Genomic DNA, 14,296 nt, shown 5'->3' with positions numbered 1-14,296 from the left:
AAAAGTACGGAACCTGCCGCAAGCCTACGTTCCTCCTGGCGATGCCAAAAGAAGAGAAAAAAGGACAGCGCGATGCCGGAACGGCATCAACCCTTATGGGCCGGATCGGCCTCGGCACGGCTCGCCAGCTCCTCGGCGGCGAGGCGGAGCAGAACATCCGCCGCGACGGGCAACGAACGCCCCGCCCGGACATAGATGCCGAGGTCGCTCAACACGAAGCGCTTGGCATGAACCAGGGGAATGTGCAGAAAACGCTTATCGCGCAACTCCCGCTCGATGCCGAAACGGGTCTGAAAGGCGATACCGACGCCGAGTTCCGCCAGCCGCTTCGTCAGTGCGATGGAGTTCGACACGACCGTCTTGCGCACAGGCGCCGAACGCGCCATCAGCGGCTCGAGCGCGCGATAGATCGACAGGTCGGGCTTTGCCAGCAGGGCCGGATAGGCGCTGCATTCCGAAAAGCTCACCGTCTTGTGCGTCTTCAGCGGGTGGTTGCGCGGCATGACGGCGCCGAGAACGAAACGGCCCACGGCCACCTGCCTGAGCATCCGGTTATGCGGCAGGTCGAAGGCGATGCCGATATCCGCCTCGCCCTCGGCCACCGCCGTCGCGATGGCGTCCGACCCCATGCTGGTGATGCCGATGGTGATGCGCGGATATTGCTTGTTGAGCTTCTCGATGACCGTCGGCAGGAAATCGGTTGAGAGACCCTCAACGGCAGCGATCTCGACATGGCCGATGCGTACGCCCTTCAGCGCCTCGAGTTCGGAGCGCGTGCGCTCGGCATCCTGCAGAACCTCGATCACGTGACGGCTCAGGACCTCGCCCGCCGCCGTCAGCTTCAACCCGCCCGGCAAACGCTCGAACAGCGGCATGCCGATCTCCTCCTCAAGCCGGAGGATCTGCCGGTTGACGGCGGATGATGCGACGTTGAGCTGGCGCGCGGCCTCGCGGATCGAACGGCAGCGCCGGACCGCATCGAAGTAGAGGAGAGCCGAAGAATGGAGACGCAAGGAACACCTGAAAGCGGGAAGGGTCCGCCGATCATACATCGCCGATGCAAATGACGGGACGTTCACTTGCGCGCTGCAATATTTCGGCCTAGGGTCGCGATGTTATATTATTACATACACGAAGCCCATATGCAGAGCCATCAGGCGGAAACGCCCACCCCCAGTTTCTCGGCGCTTGGCGCGAGCCTTTGGCAGAGACTCGCCGTGGCGCTATGCGCCGCAGGCGTGCTTTGGCTCGCCGTCTGGTGGGCGCTCGCATGAGCGGCGTCATGGACATCGTCGATCTGACGGTCGCCTATGAACGCAGGCCTGCCGTCCACCATGTAAGCGGCAGCTTCGCGCGCGGAAGCCTTACCGCCATCGTCGGACCGAACGGCGCGGGCAAGTCGACCCTCATCAAGACCATGGTTGGCCTCATGCATCCGAGCACGGGGCGCGTGGACCGCCACGGCCTCGGACGCCGCGACATCGCCTATCTGCCGCAACAGGCGGAGATCGACCGCAGCTTTCCCATCAACGTCGCGGATACGGTCGCGCTCGGGCTCTGGAACCAGATCGGCCTCTGGAAGGCGATCAACCGCAAGGGCTGGCAGCGCATCGCCGACGCGCTGGCGCATGTCGGCCTCGAAGGCTTCGGCCGCCACCCCATCGCGGCGCTTTCGACCGGCCAATTCCAGCGCGTGCTCTTCGCTCGCCTGCTCTTGCAGGATGCGCCCATCATCCTGCTCGACGAGCCTTTCGCAGCGATCGATGAACGCACGACCGCCGACCTCCTCGCCATCATCCATCGCTGGCACGAGGATGGCCGCACCGTCATCGCGGTGCTGCACGACATGGAGCAGGTGCGCCACCACTTTCCCGAAACGCTGCTCCTCGCGCGCGAACTCATCGGCTGGGGTCCGACGCCGGACGTGCTGACCGAGGATGCGCTGCGCCGCGCACGCGCCATCGCGCAAGGCTGGACGAACGCTCACAATCACTCAGCAGGACACGCGGCATGAGCATCTACGCCACGGTCATCGCACCTTTCGCCGATTATGGGTTCATGCGCCGCGCGCTGGTCGCCTGCCTCTCGCTGGCGCTCGGCTCGGGGCCCATCGGCACCTTCCTGGTTCTGCGGCGGATGAGCCTGATGGGCGATGCCATGAGCCACGCGATCCTGCCCGGCGCGGCCTTGGGGTTTCTGGTCGCGGGGCTTTCGCTCTGGGCCATGTCTCTGGGCGGACTCGCGGTCGGCCTCGCGGTTGCGCTCCTCGCAGGTCTCGTCAGCCGCGCGACCTCGCTTCGCGAAGATGCGAGCCTCGCGGGCTTTTATCTCATCAGCCTCGCGCTCGGCGTTCTCATCGTCTCGACGCGCGGCTCCAACGTCGATCTGCTGCATGTCCTCTTCGGCAGCATCCTGTCGGTGGACAATGAAGCGCTCCTTCTCGTCGCCTCGATCTCCACGCTGAGCCTGGTTGCGCTCGCGATCATCTATCGCCCGCTCGTCGTCGAATGTTTCGATCCGGGTTTCCTGCGCGCGGCGGCGGGGGGCGGCTCGCTCTACCACATCATCTTTCTCGTTCTCGTGGTGCTGAACCTCGTCGCCGGCTTTCAGGCGCTTGGCACGCTGATGGCCGTCGGGCTGATGATGCTGCCCGCGGCGGCGGCCCGTTTCTGGGCAAGCACGGTCTGGTCGCTCGCGGCGCTGTCTTCGCTCATCGCGCTCGCTTCCGGCTGGGTGGGGCTGCTCGTCTCATATAATTTCAATCTGCCCTCCGGCCCCGCTATCATCCTGACGGCCGGCGCGTTCTACAGCTTCTCGATCCTCTTCGGCCACCATGGAAGTCTGCGTAATCGCTACTTCCCCGGCGCGCACTTCCACAACTGACGTCGAGGTCCGCCATGAAGAAGATTTTCGGCCTTGTCGCGATCCTGTTCTCGCTGGCGGCGACGCCGGCCGCCGCGCGCGAACTGCACGTCGTCGCGAGCTTCAGCGTGCTTGGCGACATCGTCGCCCGCGTCGGCGGCGACAAGATCTCGCTCGAGGTTCTGGTCGGGCCCGACGGCGACGCGCACACATTCGAACCGAGCCCCAGAGAGGCGAAGGCGCTCGCCCATGCCGACCTCGTCGTCGTGAACGGACTCAACTTCGAGACATGGCTGAAGAAGCTGGTCGCAGCTTCGGGCTACAAGGGCCCCATCGCAGTCGCCAGCAAGGGAATAACGCCGCGCCAAATGGTGGAGGACGGCCGGACCATCCCGGACCCCCATGCCTGGCAGGATCTCGCCAATGGCGCGATCTATGTTCACAACATCGCCGCCATGCTGAAGGCCGCCTCGCCCGAGAACGCCGCCACGTTCGATGCCAATGCCGCAAGGCTGTCCAAGGAAATCGCCGATCTCGACCGCTGGACGCATGACGAGATCAGCTCCGTCCCGCAGCAGAAGCGCAAGGTCATCACGACGCACGAGGCCTTCGGCTATTTCGGCGCGGCCTATGGCGTGACCTTCATTGCGCCCGAGGGCCTCAGCACCGAAGCGGAGCCAAGCGCAGGCTCGCTCGCGAAACTCATCGACCAGATCAGGCGCGAAGACATCAAGGCTCTCTTCATCGAGAACATGACCGATCCCCGGCTGATCCAGATGATCTCGCGGGAAACGGGGGCGGAAATGGGCGGGGCGCTCTATTCCGATGCCCTGTCGAAGCCGGGCGGACCGGCGCCCACATACCCCTCAATGTTCCGCAACAATGTGCCGAAACTCGTCTCGGCCATGATGAAAAACTGAGGCCGCTGCGACGCCGCGCCACTGGTGATTTTCCCCAAACGATGTATAGGTCTGCGCCTTCAGGGGCTAAGGCCCCGGCGCATTCACAATCTTCAGGTCTGTCCGTGCTTACGCTGGTTTCAGAGTGGCGTCTCATGACGCCGGCCGATGTCTGCGAGGTCCACAGGATCGGCGAGATCGTCCATCCCGCCTATCCCGAGGACATAGAGGTGGTGAGGGAGCGGCTCGCGCTCTTCCCCGCCGGCTGCTTTGTCGCCGACGCGAAAGACAGCCTGCTGGGCTACGCCCTCTCCCACCCTTCCGTGATCGGCAAGCCGCCGGCGCTGGACAGCATGCTCGGGCAACTGCCGGAAGACGCGAATTGCCTCTTCCTGCACGACATCGCCCTCACCGAGGCCTCGCGCGGGCTCGGCCTCGGCCGTTCGCTGCTCGACCGGCTGAAAGCGGCGGCGCAACGGTCCACACTCGGCCGCATCGCGCTCGTCTCGGTGAACAATTCGCGCGGCTACTGGCAGGCGCAGGGCTTCCGCGTCTTCGAGGCGGATGAAGCGCTCGCGGCGAAGCTCGCCTCCTATGGAGACGACGCCGCCTATATGGTGCTTGAGATCGCCTGATCCTCAGGCGGCGCCGACTGCCGCCACCTCTTCGTCCGGACGGCCCGGAGCAGGCTTCGTGATGGCCCCATGCGCATGGCCGAAGGCGCCGATGTCGAGTTCGCGGTAGAGAAGCCGCGCGGGGTCGACCGGGCCGGGCATGGTGAGCCGTCCCGGAGGCACCGGGCCGAAACCGACCTTCACGTAATAGGGTTCGTCGCCCACCAGAATGACGAGCCGATAGCCCAGCGCCTTGGCGTCGGCGAGGCCCCGCCGCATCAGATTGATGCCGACGCCCTGCCCCCGGAGCATGGGCACCACCGCGAGGGGCCCGAGCATCAGGCCCGGCACGCCGCCGATCACGACAGGCCAGAAGCGCAGGCTGCCGATGAGCTTGCGCTCCGCGCCCTCGCCCATAAATGCCACATAGCAAAGCTCAGGGATCGCCGTGTTGCCCTCGCGCAGCCGCTGGGCGGTCTTGGCGTACCGGCCGGGGCCGAAGCTCAGGTCGAGCAGGGATTCAATCGCAGGCCCGTGCTCGGGCCGCTCGATCTCGATGTCAAACATGGGATTGGTTCTTTCGGATGGTGCATGGACGAAGGCTGAACAGCGCCCGTCGCGCGGCCATCTCGGGCAATCAGCCCCGGAAGACGCCACATGCGCGGCAGCGCGCCTGGGCGAGAGCCAAGCGGCCCTCGCTGCCCATTCGTCGTCGCTGCGTCGCGAAGCGTGTCATGTCCGACCCCTGAGGGCCCACCCATCGGCGGAAAGGCCCCATCTGCCGCAGGCGGATAGCATGGGGTCGCCCCGACGTAAAGGGAAAGCTCGCAAGGCCTTTGGTCAAAAGGGCTGGAATGCGGGGCCTTCCATCGGCTAGCTTGCCCACCAAACTTCAAACCAAAAAGCAGGGAGAGATCCATGGGACTTCTCGAGGGCAAGGTCGTTCTGGTCACCGGCGCCGCCGGCGGCATCGGCAAGGAATGCGCGCTGATCGCGGCCAAAGAGGGCGCGAAGGTCGTGGTCAATGACCTCGGCGGCAGCGTGAAGGGCGGCGACGAGGGCAATGCCTCGGCCGCGCAGAAGACCGTCGACGAGATCAAGGCGGCGGGCGGCGAAGCGGTCGCGAACTCGGACAGCGTGGCGCTCAAATCCGGCGCCGAGAACATGATCGCCCAGGCGCTCGACACGTTCGGCGGCCTCCATTCGATCATCAGCCCGGCCGGCATTCTGCGCGACGGCATGTTCCACAAGATGCCCGACGAGGACTGGAAGGCCGTCATCGACGTCCATCTCCATGGCAGCTACAACATCACGCGCGCGGCCATCAATCACTTCCGCGAGCAGCAGGAAGGCAGCTTCGTTCTCTTCACCTCGACCTCCGGCCTCATCGGCAATATCGGACAGGCGAACTACGCCGCCGCCAAGATGGGCATTGCCGGTCTTTCGCGCATCATCGCGATGGAAGGCGCGGCGAAGAACGTCCGCTCCAACATCATCGCGCCCTTCGCCTGGACGCGCATGATCGCGACCATCCCGGTCAAGGACGAAGTGTCCGCGAAGCGCGTCGAGCGCATGAAGAACGCGATGCGCGCCGAGCAGGTCGGCAATTTCGCCGTGGCCCTTGCCGCGCCGAGCTGCACCTCGAATGGCCAGATCTATTCGGTCCGCGGCAATGAACTGGTGCTCTTCTCCCAGCCCCGCCCCGTGAAGAGCGTCGCCCGCATCGACGGCTGGACGCCAGAGACGATCCTGACCCACGCCTTCCCTGCCATGGAAGGCGGCTATACCGACCTCGGCAATACGGGCTCGGTATTTACGTGGGAACCTGTGTAAGGCCCTCCCTCTTCTGTCACCCCCGGGCTTGACCCGGGGGTCCAGAGTTCCAGACGCGGAGCCAATCGCTCTGGATTGCCGGATCAAGTCCGGCAATGACGAAATTGGAAATATGGACTTTTCAGGCGGCGACACCCATATAGGTGTCGCCGTTTGGCTTTCAGGAGGTTGCGATGGCCCATCGAAAGAAGGCGCCTCCAAAGGGGCGCAACATCGCGGCGAAGGCTCTGGCCTCACCGCTCCACCGACAGCGCGTGGTGAAAAACCGCCGCAAATACGACCGCAAAAGGCGCGATGCCACTGAAGGCCTCGCGCCTTTTCATTTTGCCGCGCGCTTCTTCGCCGCCTGACCCAGCGGCCCGATCCAGGGGGCCTTGCCGGGACCGAATTCCTCCACGGCGAAATCCACGAAGGCGCGGACCTTGGCCGAGAGATGGCGCGTATGCGGATAGATGACGTGGAGCGTCAGAGGCGCCGTTTGCCAGTCATCGAGCACTGAGACCAGCCTTCCGGAGCGCAGGGCTTCGAAGCAAAGGAAATCCGGCGAAACCGAGAGCCCCTGTCCCGCCATCAATACCGAATTTGCCGCATCCGCATTGTTGCAGAGGAGCGCGCCCTTCACCTCGACGGACAGGCGCTTGCCTGCCTTATCCTGAAACTCAAGCGCCTCCGGACGAGGCACCTGCGTGTAGAGGATGAAAGAGTGATCGGCGAGATCGCGCGGATGCTTCGGAACGCCATGCATCCTGAAATATTCCGGCGTGCCGACGATGAAGCGGCGAACGGGCGCGAGCTGCCGCGCGATGAGGCTCGAGTCGAGCAGCGCCGAAATACGCAATGAAACGTCGAAGCCCTCCTCCATCAGATCGATGCGACGGTCGTTCAATTCCAGATCGACGACGAGTTCGGGATAGCGGGCGAGGAATTTCGGCAGCACCGGCCCAAGCTCCCGGATGCCGAAGGTCATCGGCGCATTGATGCGCAGGCGCCCGCGCACCGCGCCCTCGATGCAGACCGCATCTCTTTCCGCCTCCTCCGCCTCCGCAACGATGCGGCTCGCGCGCTCGAAAACGACCGCGCCCGCCTCGGTGACGCTGATCTTGCGTGTGGTTCGGTTCAGAAGCCGGACGCCAAGCTCATCCTCCAGCATCGAGACCTGACGGCTGACCATGGATTTGGAAAGTTTCAGCGCTTCCGCCGCGGCGGTGAAGCTGCCGAGTTCGACCACCTTGGCATAGGCGGCGAAGGCGTTGAGATCGAGGGGCATTTGTTGCTTCCATAGAACAATATGTTCCTGAAAGACTGGATTGTTTCAATCTCCAGGGCAACCAAATATAGCGCCGAAGACATTGCACATGCCCCCTCAGGGGGCGATCAAGGGATAAGAAAATGGCCGACAAGACCCGCGTTCTGGTTCTCTATCACAGCTCCTACGGGCATATCGAGAAGATGGCGGAAGCCGTCGCCGCGGGCGCGCGTTCGGAAGCGGGCGTTGAAGTCGAGCTGAAGCGCGTTCCGGAAACCATGACGGAAGAGCAACTCAAGGCCGCGCATATGAAGACCGACCAGAAGGCCCCGGTCGCCACGGTGGATGAGCTTGCCGGCTATGACGCCATCATCCTCGGCACGCCGACCCGCTTCGGCAATATGACAGGCCAGATGCGCACTTTCCTCGACCAGACCGGCGGCCTCTGGGCGCAGGGCAAGCTCATCGGCAAGGTCGGCAGCGTGTTCACCTCGACAGGCGTCGGCATTGGCAATGAATCGACCATCCTGACGACACATGTGACGCTGCTCCACCACGGCATGGTGATCGTCGGCGTTCCCTTCGGCGCGCCGGGCCTTGGCAACACTTCGGAAGTCCATGGCGGATCGTTCTATGGCGCCGGCTCCATCGCGGGTTCCGACGGCTCGCGCAGCCCGAGCGACATGGAACTCGACATGGCGAAGCATCAGGGCGCGCATGTCGCGCGCATCGCGAAGAAATTGAAGAACTGAGCAACCACTGCGGAGCATGTACGCGTTCGCTCCGCGCACCCGGCCGGCGCCCCTCCCCCCGCGGCGCCGACCGGGCGTTATTTTTGGTGAGAAAGGAGACATATCGTGATCGACATCAGACCGTTCGAAAGTCTCGGCGGAGCCAACCATGGTTGGCTCGACGCGAAGCATCACTTCTCCTTCAGCAACTACTACGATCCGTCCCGCATGGGCTGGGGCGTGCTCCGCGTGTGGAATGACGACCGCATCAAGCCGCGCACCGGCTTCCCGCCTCACCCCCATCGCGACATGGAGATCATCACCTTCGTGCGCGAAGGCGCGATCACCCATCGCGATCATCTGAACAATCAGGGTCGCACGGCGGCGGGCGACGTGCAGGTCATGTCCGCCGGACGCGGCATCCAGCATGAAGAGTGGAACCTCGAAGGCGAGGACACCACGCTCTTCCAGATATGGATCGAGACACGCAAGCAGGGCATTCGTCCGCGCTGGGAGCAGGCGGAGTTCCCCAAGGATGATCGCAAGGGCCAGCTTGTGCAGCTCGCGAGCGGCAAGCCCGATGCGCCTGCCGAAGCGCTCTATATCGAGCAGGATGCCGCCATCCTCGGCGCCAACCTCGAAAAGGGCCAGGAAGTGACCTACGCCCTTCCGGGCGGACGTCTCGGCTATCTGGTCCCGTCGAAGGGCAGCGTCACCGTCAATGGCGTGCTGGTGCCGGAACGCGCGGGCGCGGCGATCCGCGACGTCGAGAACCTCGTCATCCGCGCCGAGGAAGACGCCGAGATCGTCCTCGCCGACCTGCCACCCGAAGCATAAGGAGACGGCACATGGGATTGCTCGTGGACGGACAATGGCAAGACCAGTGGTACGACACGGGCAAGACCGGCGGCCGCTTCGTGCGGAGCGACGCCGGCTTTCGCAACTGGGTGACGGCGGATGGTTCCGCCGGCCCCAGCGGCGAAGGCGGCTTCAATGCGGAAGCCGGGCGCTACCACCTCTATGTTTCGCTCGCCTGCCCCTGGGCGCACCGGGCGCTGATCTTCCGCAAGCTGAAGCGGCTCGAGGACCTGATCCCGATCACGGTCGTCGATCCGCTGATGCTGGCCGAAGGCTGGACGATAAAGAGCGGCTACCCCGGAACGATCGCCGACAACGTGAACGGCAAGACGCGACTCTACGAAATCTATCAGCTCGCCAGGCCCGACTATACGGGCCGCGTCACCGTGCCCCTGCTCTGGGACAAGGAACTACGCACCATCGTTTCAAACGAGTCGTCGGAAATCATCCGGATGTTCAATTCGGCATTTGACGCACTGCCCGGCGTCGACGCCTCGCTCGATTTCTACCCGCAAGACTCGCGCAAGGAGATCGACGCGATCAACGCCGCCGTCTACGACCTCGTGAACAACGGCGTCTACAAGGCCGGCTTCGCAACGAAGCAGGACGCCTATGAGGAAGCCGTGAAAGCGCTTTTTGCCGAACTCGACCGGATCGAGGAACGGCTTTCACGCCAACGCTACCTCGCCGGCGCGCAGATCACCGAAGCCGATTGGCGGCTCTTTACGACGCTGATCCGCTTCGACGCGGTCTATCACGGCCACTTCAAATGCAACCTGCACCGCATCGCGGACTATCCGAACATCGCGAATTATACGCGCGAGCTCTATCAGGTGCCCGGCGTCGCGGAGACGGTGAACCTCGACCATATCAAGCTGCATTATTACGGCAGCCACAAGACGATCAATCCCACCGGCATCGTGCCGCTCGGACCCTTGCTCGACTTCGACGCGCCGCATAATCGCGGCTGAACGCGGCTATCTGTCGGTGCGGGAGAAAACGCGCTTCACGTCGATCATGGTGCGATATTCGTTGTAGCGCATGCTGGTCGGCATTCGGGCGTTGAACGCCTTGAGCTGCTCGTCGCCGCTCAGCGAAACCGCCTGCTCCACCGACGCAATCATGCAGGCGCGACCCATCTTGGGTCCACGCGGCATCGACATGCATTCCCGCGCCGCCGCATGCACCAATGTGAGTTGCTGATCGTTGAGGGCCGTCAGCGTCGCGTCGTCCCTCGGAAAATCGCCCACCGACCCGGCGCGCGCCTGACCGCCCATCGCGAAAACAGCAAGACCGAGCGCCACGCAGAAAGCCGGAATATTTTTCCTCATCCTCTCCCTCCTTGCCAGTTGCCGGCGCGCGGCCACAAAACATTGGCCACCACGCTTCCTCTCCGTAAGATGAAACAAAGGCAAATCCTCGGGGGAATGATGACCGGCTTTTCGGATTACGACAAATACGATGCATTGGGGCTCTCGGAACTGGTCCGGAACGGTGCGGTCAAACCGGAGGAACTCCTCGACGAGGCCATCACCCGGGTCGAAAAATCCAATCCGAAGATCAACGCCGTCATCTTCAAGCATTATGACGAGGCGAAGCGCCAGATCGCACGCGGTCTGCCGGAGGGCAAGTTCAAGGGTGTGCCCTTCCTGCTGAAGGATCTCCACCTCCTCTATGAAGGCACGGTCACCAGCTTCGGCTCCGCTGCCTACAAGGACAACAAGGCCGATCACAACAGCACGCTCACCGAGCGCTACCTCGCGGCAGGGCTCGTCATTTTCGGCAAGACCAATTCGCCCGAATTCGGCCTCTCGGTGACGACCGAGCCGCGTCACTACGGCCCGACGCGCAATCCCTGGAATACGGAGCATTCGGCGGGTGGTTCATCGGGCGGCGCGGCCGCGGCCGTTGCCGCGGGCTTCCTGCCGGTCGCCAATGCGAGCGACGGCGGTGGCTCGATCCGCATTCCGGCGTCTGCCTGCGGACTTTTCGGACTGAAGCCGACGCGGGCGCGCACGCCCATGGGCCCGGATCGCGGCGAAGGCTGGGCTGGAATGTCGTCCGCCCATGTCGTTTCGCGCAGCGTGCGCGACAGCGCCGCCATGCTCGACGTCACCCACGGCCCCGCGGCGGGCGACCCCTATGCCGCGCCCGCCTTCACCGGCTCCTATCTCGATGAGGTGTCGAAAGCGCCGGGCAAGCTCCGCATCTCCTTCACGACGAAACGTCCGAATGGAACGCAAAGCCATGGCGATGTCGTGAAGGCGATCGAGGCGACGTCGAAGCTCCTCGCCGATCTCGGCCATCATGTCGAGGAAGACGCGCCTGCGATCGACGTGGAGGAAATGGCGAAACATCAGGGAACGCTGATCGGGGCCAATACGCTCTTCGCGCTCAACATGCGCGCCGCAGAACTCGGACGCGAGATCGCGCATGACGAGATCGAATTCTTCACGCGCCTCGTCTCCGACCTCGCCAGGACGCGCGCCGCCGCCGACTATGTGGCCGCGACGCTCCATATTCACCAGATGGGCCGCAAGCTCGCCGCCTATCATCAGCGTTACGACGTGCATCTGTCGCCGACGCTCTCCCTGCCGCCGATCAAGCTCGGCGCGCTCAACACCATGTCGCCGGATATCGGCGCCTATCTCGCATTGAGCGCCGAATATGTGCCCAGTATCGGCCTCTACAACATGACCGGGCAGCCCTCCATGTCCGTGCCGCTCCACTGGAATGCGGAAGGACTTCCCGTCGGTTCCATGTTTACGGGCCGCTTCGGCGAGGAGGCGACGCTCTTCCGTCTCGCAGGTCAGCTCGAAACGGCGAGCCCCTGGGCGCAGAAGCGGCCGACGCTCTGAAGAGTTAGCGCCTCACCAGAGGTCGGGCGCGTTCTCCCCCGTCAGCACTTCGCGGATGCGGGCCCTTGTGCCGGGCGTCGTTCCTTCGGGCAACGCGTCCGGCGAAAAGAAATCATATTCGGCGATTTCAAAACTGGTCCGCGCCACCCGGTCGTAGCTCCCATGCTCGATGAGAAAGAGCGCGACGTGATCGGATTTGAATTCGCGGAAATTCGCGTAGAGACCGACGAATCTGGGCCGCTCCCTGAGCAGGATGCCCGCCTCCTCGTCCAGCTCGCGCGTCAGGGCCGTCATGACGGTTTCGGAGCGCTCAACGCCGCCGCCCGGCATGTACCAGCCATCGACATAGGAATGGCGGACGAGGAGCACATGGCCGCGCTCGTCCCGCACCAGCCCGCGAACGCCCACGGTCAATGGCCGGCTGAGCCGGTAATAGATCCGGGTCAGGGGCCGTATGATCCTCCAGAGTGGTGCAGGTAGATTCGCCATGGGTTCCAGCCTAGCAGATCGGCTGAGCGTGGACGCCGTTTAGGTTGCGTCAACCAATAAGGCCTAGGCTTTCCGCGTGCGGGCAAAGGGCAATGCCCGCCGAGGGCCGGATCATGGGCATTGTTTCGCTGCTGTTGGGCAGCAGCAAGAAGAAGAAAAAGCGTAGACCTCCCACAAAGCCGCGCGCCCCGCGGAGCGCGGTCGCGCGCGCCCTCCGCCACACCGCCGCGGGAGCGGGCTCGCGTTCGGCAGCCGAACTCGGACAGCGCATCGCCACAAGCCTTTCCACAATCGAAACCGCCGTCCTTGCCATCGACACGGTGGGCGAGCGCCTTCGCGAGGCCCTCGATCTCGTTCATGCGGCGATGGCGACCGAAGATCCCGGTCACAGGGCGCTCTTCGCGGGCCGCTATGACGATCTTCGCGCGGAAATCGACGCAGCCGTGGGGTCCGCCTCGCACAACCGTATCAACCTCATCAATGGCCGGTTGATCGGCGGCAAACATCAGGCGCTCGACATCGAACTCAATGAGGATGGCCGCGCCGGCGTCGCCGTCCATGTCGTCAACCTGACCACAGGCGCGGGCGGCCTCGAACTTTCGCCGCCGCGTTCGGGTTTCGCCGAAGACGAAGAACTGTCATTGATCGCCGGTGAGATCACGGCGGCGCAGACGCTTGTTACCCAGGTCAGCGAGCGTTTCCTCGATCATGCCGCGCTGATCGCGGATCGCCTGGCCCGCCTCCAATCGGCGGCAGGCCCGCGCTCGATCGAACCGGAACTGCCGACCGGCGCGGATGCCGCCTCGCCGGAAGATGACGACCTCGGCCCCATCGAACTCGGGATCACCGAGATCGAGCATCGGCTGCGCCTGCTTGCCGAGCGCGACGAGCCCGTGCCCGCCGATTGATCTTGCCCTCGCCCTTTCCGCCTCTCATGCTGAGGCGAACAGGGGAGACGCAATATGACAACGGGCGAAACGTCGGCGCAGAACAATTCCGAACAGATCGAAGCCTGGAACGGCATGCTTGGCGCGAAATGGGTGGCGGCGCAGGATCGTCTCGACCGCATGCTGGCGCCCTTCAGCGCCGCCCTGCTCAAGACGGCCAATGTGGCCCCCAGCGAGCGCATTCTCGACATCGGCTGCGGATGTGGCGCGACCACGCTCGAATTCGCCCGCGCGGCCGGTGCGAAGGGTCGCGCGCTCGGCGTCGATATTTCCGTGCCCATGGTGGAGCGCGCGCGGGAGCGGGCGGCGGCAGAAAGAAGCACCGCGACGTTTGAAATTGCCGATGCCTCCTCTCATGCCTTCACCCGCGGAAGCTTCGACGTCATGGCATCGCGCTTCGGCGTGATGTTTTTCGCGGATCCCGCGGCCGCGTTCGCCAATATCCGCTCGTCGCTGGCGGCAGACGGCCGGCTTGTGTTCATCTGCTGGCGCTCGGTGGCGGAGAATGGCTGGGTCACCGTACCCCTTCGCGCCGCGCTAGCCCATGTCGCGCCACCCGAGCCTGCCGCTCCCGGCGCGCCCGGCCCCTTCGCCTTCGCGGACGCAGCGCATGTCACCTCGATCCTGACCCGCGCCGGCTTCCGCGATGTTGCCATGACACCCTTCGACGCATTGCTGACGCTTGGCGCCGGCCCAGATGCACTCGACGAAGCCGTCGCCCAGTCGCTCGAGGTCGGACCGGTTGGACGGATGCTCAACGAACAGCCGCAGGAAGTCCTTTCCCGCGTCAAGGAAAGCCTCCGCAGCGAGTTTGCGAAGCATGTGACGCCCGAAGGCCTCGCCCTCGGCGGGGCTGTCTGGATCGTCACCGCTCGGGCATGACGGGCCTTGCCCGCCCTTTCGGCGGGTAAATCCCTGCAGAATGCTACCTTTTCTTTAGAACCTCTCCGCTAGGGTGC

At 64.2% G+C, this 14,296-nt stretch carries 17 protein-coding genes; 12 read left to right on the top strand and 5 right to left on the bottom strand.

All coding sequences use genetic code 11. The annotated features are described in order from the left end of the window. Positions 1-86: 86 nt before the first annotated feature. Positions 87-1,013, bottom strand: a complete 927-nt coding sequence (locus tag ABFC66_RS10120) for a LysR family transcriptional regulator (protein WP_346740823.1) — start codon at positions 1,011-1,013, stop codon at positions 87-89. Between the two features lie 129 nt (positions 1,014-1,142). Between ABFC66_RS10120 and ABFC66_RS10115 the strand changes: the two genes are divergently transcribed. The 5 genes from ABFC66_RS10115 (at position 1,143) to ABFC66_RS10095 (ending at position 4,396) form a co-directional block, all read left to right on the top strand. After that, complete coding sequence (locus ABFC66_RS10115) at positions 1,143-1,274, top strand: hypothetical protein (RefSeq protein ID WP_346740822.1); 132 nt, start codon at positions 1,143-1,145, stop codon at positions 1,272-1,274. Further along, positions 1,271-2,014, top strand: a complete 744-nt coding sequence (locus ABFC66_RS10110) for an ABC transporter ATP-binding protein (RefSeq protein ID WP_346740821.1) — start codon at positions 1,271-1,273, stop codon at positions 2,012-2,014. Before ABFC66_RS10115 ends, ABFC66_RS10110 begins: the two co-directional genes overlap by 4 nt. Further along, positions 2,011-2,883: a metal ABC transporter permease gene (locus ABFC66_RS10105; protein ID WP_346740820.1), complete on the top strand. Its 873-nt coding sequence runs from the start codon at positions 2,011-2,013 to the stop codon at positions 2,881-2,883. Before ABFC66_RS10110 ends, ABFC66_RS10105 begins: the two co-directional genes overlap by 4 nt. A 14-nt stretch (positions 2,884-2,897) precedes the next feature. Next, complete coding sequence (locus ABFC66_RS10100) at positions 2,898-3,782, top strand: metal ABC transporter substrate-binding protein (protein WP_346740819.1); 885 nt, start codon at positions 2,898-2,900, stop codon at positions 3,780-3,782. A gap of 134 nt (positions 3,783-3,916) precedes the next feature. Further along, positions 3,917-4,396, top strand: a complete 480-nt coding sequence (locus ABFC66_RS10095) for a GNAT family N-acetyltransferase (protein ID WP_346740818.1) — start codon at positions 3,917-3,919, stop codon at positions 4,394-4,396. Positions 4,397-4,399: 3 nt separating this feature from the next. Here ABFC66_RS10095 and ABFC66_RS10090 read toward each other — a convergent pair whose 3' ends face one another. After that, on the bottom strand, positions 4,400-4,942 hold the full coding sequence (locus tag ABFC66_RS10090) for an N-acetyltransferase (protein ID WP_346740817.1): 543 nt from the start codon (positions 4,940-4,942) through the stop codon (positions 4,400-4,402). Positions 4,943-5,293: 351 nt separating this feature from the next. On the opposite strand from ABFC66_RS10090, the gene ABFC66_RS10085 reads away from it, so the two are divergent. Further along, a complete protein-coding gene (locus ABFC66_RS10085; RefSeq protein ID WP_346740816.1) occupies positions 5,294-6,208 on the top strand; it encodes an SDR family NAD(P)-dependent oxidoreductase in 915 nt (304 codons plus the stop codon). 319 nt (positions 6,209-6,527) lie between these two features. On the opposite strand, the gene ABFC66_RS10080 is transcribed toward ABFC66_RS10085, so the two are convergent. Further along, positions 6,528-7,475: a LysR family transcriptional regulator gene (locus ABFC66_RS10080; protein ID WP_346740815.1), complete on the bottom strand. Its 948-nt coding sequence runs from the start codon at positions 7,473-7,475 to the stop codon at positions 6,528-6,530. Positions 7,476-7,597: 122 nt separating this feature from the next. On the opposite strand from ABFC66_RS10080, the gene wrbA reads away from it, so the two are divergent. From wrbA to ABFC66_RS10065, 3 genes are all read left to right on the top strand, one after another. After that, on the top strand, positions 7,598-8,206 hold the full coding sequence (wrbA, locus tag ABFC66_RS10075; RefSeq protein WP_346740814.1) for an NAD(P)H:quinone oxidoreductase: 609 nt from the start codon (positions 7,598-7,600) through the stop codon (positions 8,204-8,206). Between the two features lie 105 nt (positions 8,207-8,311). Then, complete coding sequence (locus ABFC66_RS10070; RefSeq protein WP_346740813.1) at positions 8,312-9,022, top strand: pirin family protein; 711 nt, start codon at positions 8,312-8,314, stop codon at positions 9,020-9,022. Positions 9,023-9,033: 11 nt separating this feature from the next. Continuing rightward, a complete protein-coding gene (locus ABFC66_RS10065; protein ID WP_346740812.1) occupies positions 9,034-10,014 on the top strand; it encodes a glutathione S-transferase family protein in 981 nt (326 codons plus the stop codon). 6 nt (positions 10,015-10,020) lie between these two features. Here ABFC66_RS10065 and ABFC66_RS10060 read toward each other — a convergent pair whose 3' ends face one another. Beyond that, positions 10,021-10,374 (bottom strand): hypothetical protein, encoded by a 354-nt coding sequence (locus tag ABFC66_RS10060; protein WP_346740811.1) that lies wholly within the window; start codon positions 10,372-10,374, stop codon positions 10,021-10,023. Positions 10,375-10,473: 99 nt separating this feature from the next. On the opposite strand from ABFC66_RS10060, the gene ABFC66_RS10055 reads away from it, so the two are divergent. Then, positions 10,474-11,901 carry an amidase gene (locus tag ABFC66_RS10055; protein WP_346740810.1) on the top strand — a complete coding sequence of 476 codons (1,428 nt, stop codon included), beginning with the start codon at positions 10,474-10,476 and terminating at the stop codon, positions 11,899-11,901. 12 nt (positions 11,902-11,913) lie between these two features. On the opposite strand, the gene ABFC66_RS10050 is transcribed toward ABFC66_RS10055, so the two are convergent. Then, positions 11,914-12,390, bottom strand: a complete 477-nt coding sequence (locus tag ABFC66_RS10050; RefSeq protein WP_346740809.1) for an NUDIX domain-containing protein — start codon at positions 12,388-12,390, stop codon at positions 11,914-11,916. Positions 12,391-12,503: 113 nt separating this feature from the next. Between ABFC66_RS10050 and ABFC66_RS10045 the strand changes: the two genes are divergently transcribed. After that, on the top strand, positions 12,504-13,298 hold the full coding sequence (locus tag ABFC66_RS10045) for a hypothetical protein (RefSeq protein ID WP_346740808.1): 795 nt from the start codon (positions 12,504-12,506) through the stop codon (positions 13,296-13,298). Positions 13,299-13,352: 54 nt separating this feature from the next. Further along, complete coding sequence (locus ABFC66_RS10040; protein ID WP_346740807.1) at positions 13,353-14,219, top strand: class I SAM-dependent methyltransferase; 867 nt, start codon at positions 13,353-13,355, stop codon at positions 14,217-14,219. The last annotated feature ends 77 nt before the right edge of the window (positions 14,220-14,296 follow it).

This window comes from Parvibaculum sp. (genome assembly GCF_039680535.1).
Taxonomy (GTDB): Bacteria; Pseudomonadota; Alphaproteobacteria; order Parvibaculales; family Parvibaculaceae; genus Parvibaculum.
The sequence above is the reverse complement of the archived record's forward strand: the minus strand, read 5'-3'. Positions and strand labels throughout refer to the sequence as shown.

Bases quoted from the DNA above. Each gene is read 5' to 3' on its own strand.
- ABFC66_RS10060 (WP_346740811.1), bottom strand. From the start codon at position 10,374: ATGAGGAAAAATATTCCGGCTTTCTGCGTGGCGCTCGGTCTTGCTGTT.
- wrbA (WP_346740814.1), top strand. From the start codon at position 7,598: ATGGCCGACAAGACCCGCGTTCTGGTTCTCTATCACAGCTCCTACGGG.
- ABFC66_RS10100 (WP_346740819.1), top strand. From the start codon at position 2,898: ATGAAGAAGATTTTCGGCCTTGTCGCGATCCTGTTCTCGCTGGCGGCG.
- ABFC66_RS10085 (WP_346740816.1), top strand. From the start codon at position 5,294: ATGGGACTTCTCGAGGGCAAGGTCGTTCTGGTCACCGGCGCCGCCGGC.
- ABFC66_RS10065 (WP_346740812.1), top strand. From the start codon at position 9,034: ATGGGATTGCTCGTGGACGGACAATGGCAAGACCAGTGGTACGACACG.
- ABFC66_RS10080 (WP_346740815.1), bottom strand. From the start codon at position 7,475: ATGCCCCTCGATCTCAACGCCTTCGCCGCCTATGCCAAGGTGGTCGAA.
- ABFC66_RS10115 (WP_346740822.1), top strand. From the start codon at position 1,143: ATGCAGAGCCATCAGGCGGAAACGCCCACCCCCAGTTTCTCGGCGCTT.
- ABFC66_RS10055 (WP_346740810.1), top strand. From the start codon at position 10,474: ATGACCGGCTTTTCGGATTACGACAAATACGATGCATTGGGGCTCTCG.
- ABFC66_RS10105 (WP_346740820.1), top strand. From the start codon at position 2,011: ATGAGCATCTACGCCACGGTCATCGCACCTTTCGCCGATTATGGGTTC.
- ABFC66_RS10045 (WP_346740808.1), top strand. From the start codon at position 12,504: ATGGGCATTGTTTCGCTGCTGTTGGGCAGCAGCAAGAAGAAGAAAAAG.
- ABFC66_RS10040 (WP_346740807.1), top strand. From the start codon at position 13,353: ATGACAACGGGCGAAACGTCGGCGCAGAACAATTCCGAACAGATCGAA.
- ABFC66_RS10050 (WP_346740809.1), bottom strand. From the start codon at position 12,390: ATGGCGAATCTACCTGCACCACTCTGGAGGATCATACGGCCCCTGACC.
- ABFC66_RS10095 (WP_346740818.1), top strand. From the start codon at position 3,917: ATGACGCCGGCCGATGTCTGCGAGGTCCACAGGATCGGCGAGATCGTC.
- ABFC66_RS10110 (WP_346740821.1), top strand. From the start codon at position 1,271: ATGAGCGGCGTCATGGACATCGTCGATCTGACGGTCGCCTATGAACGC.
- ABFC66_RS10090 (WP_346740817.1), bottom strand. From the start codon at position 4,942: ATGTTTGACATCGAGATCGAGCGGCCCGAGCACGGGCCTGCGATTGAA.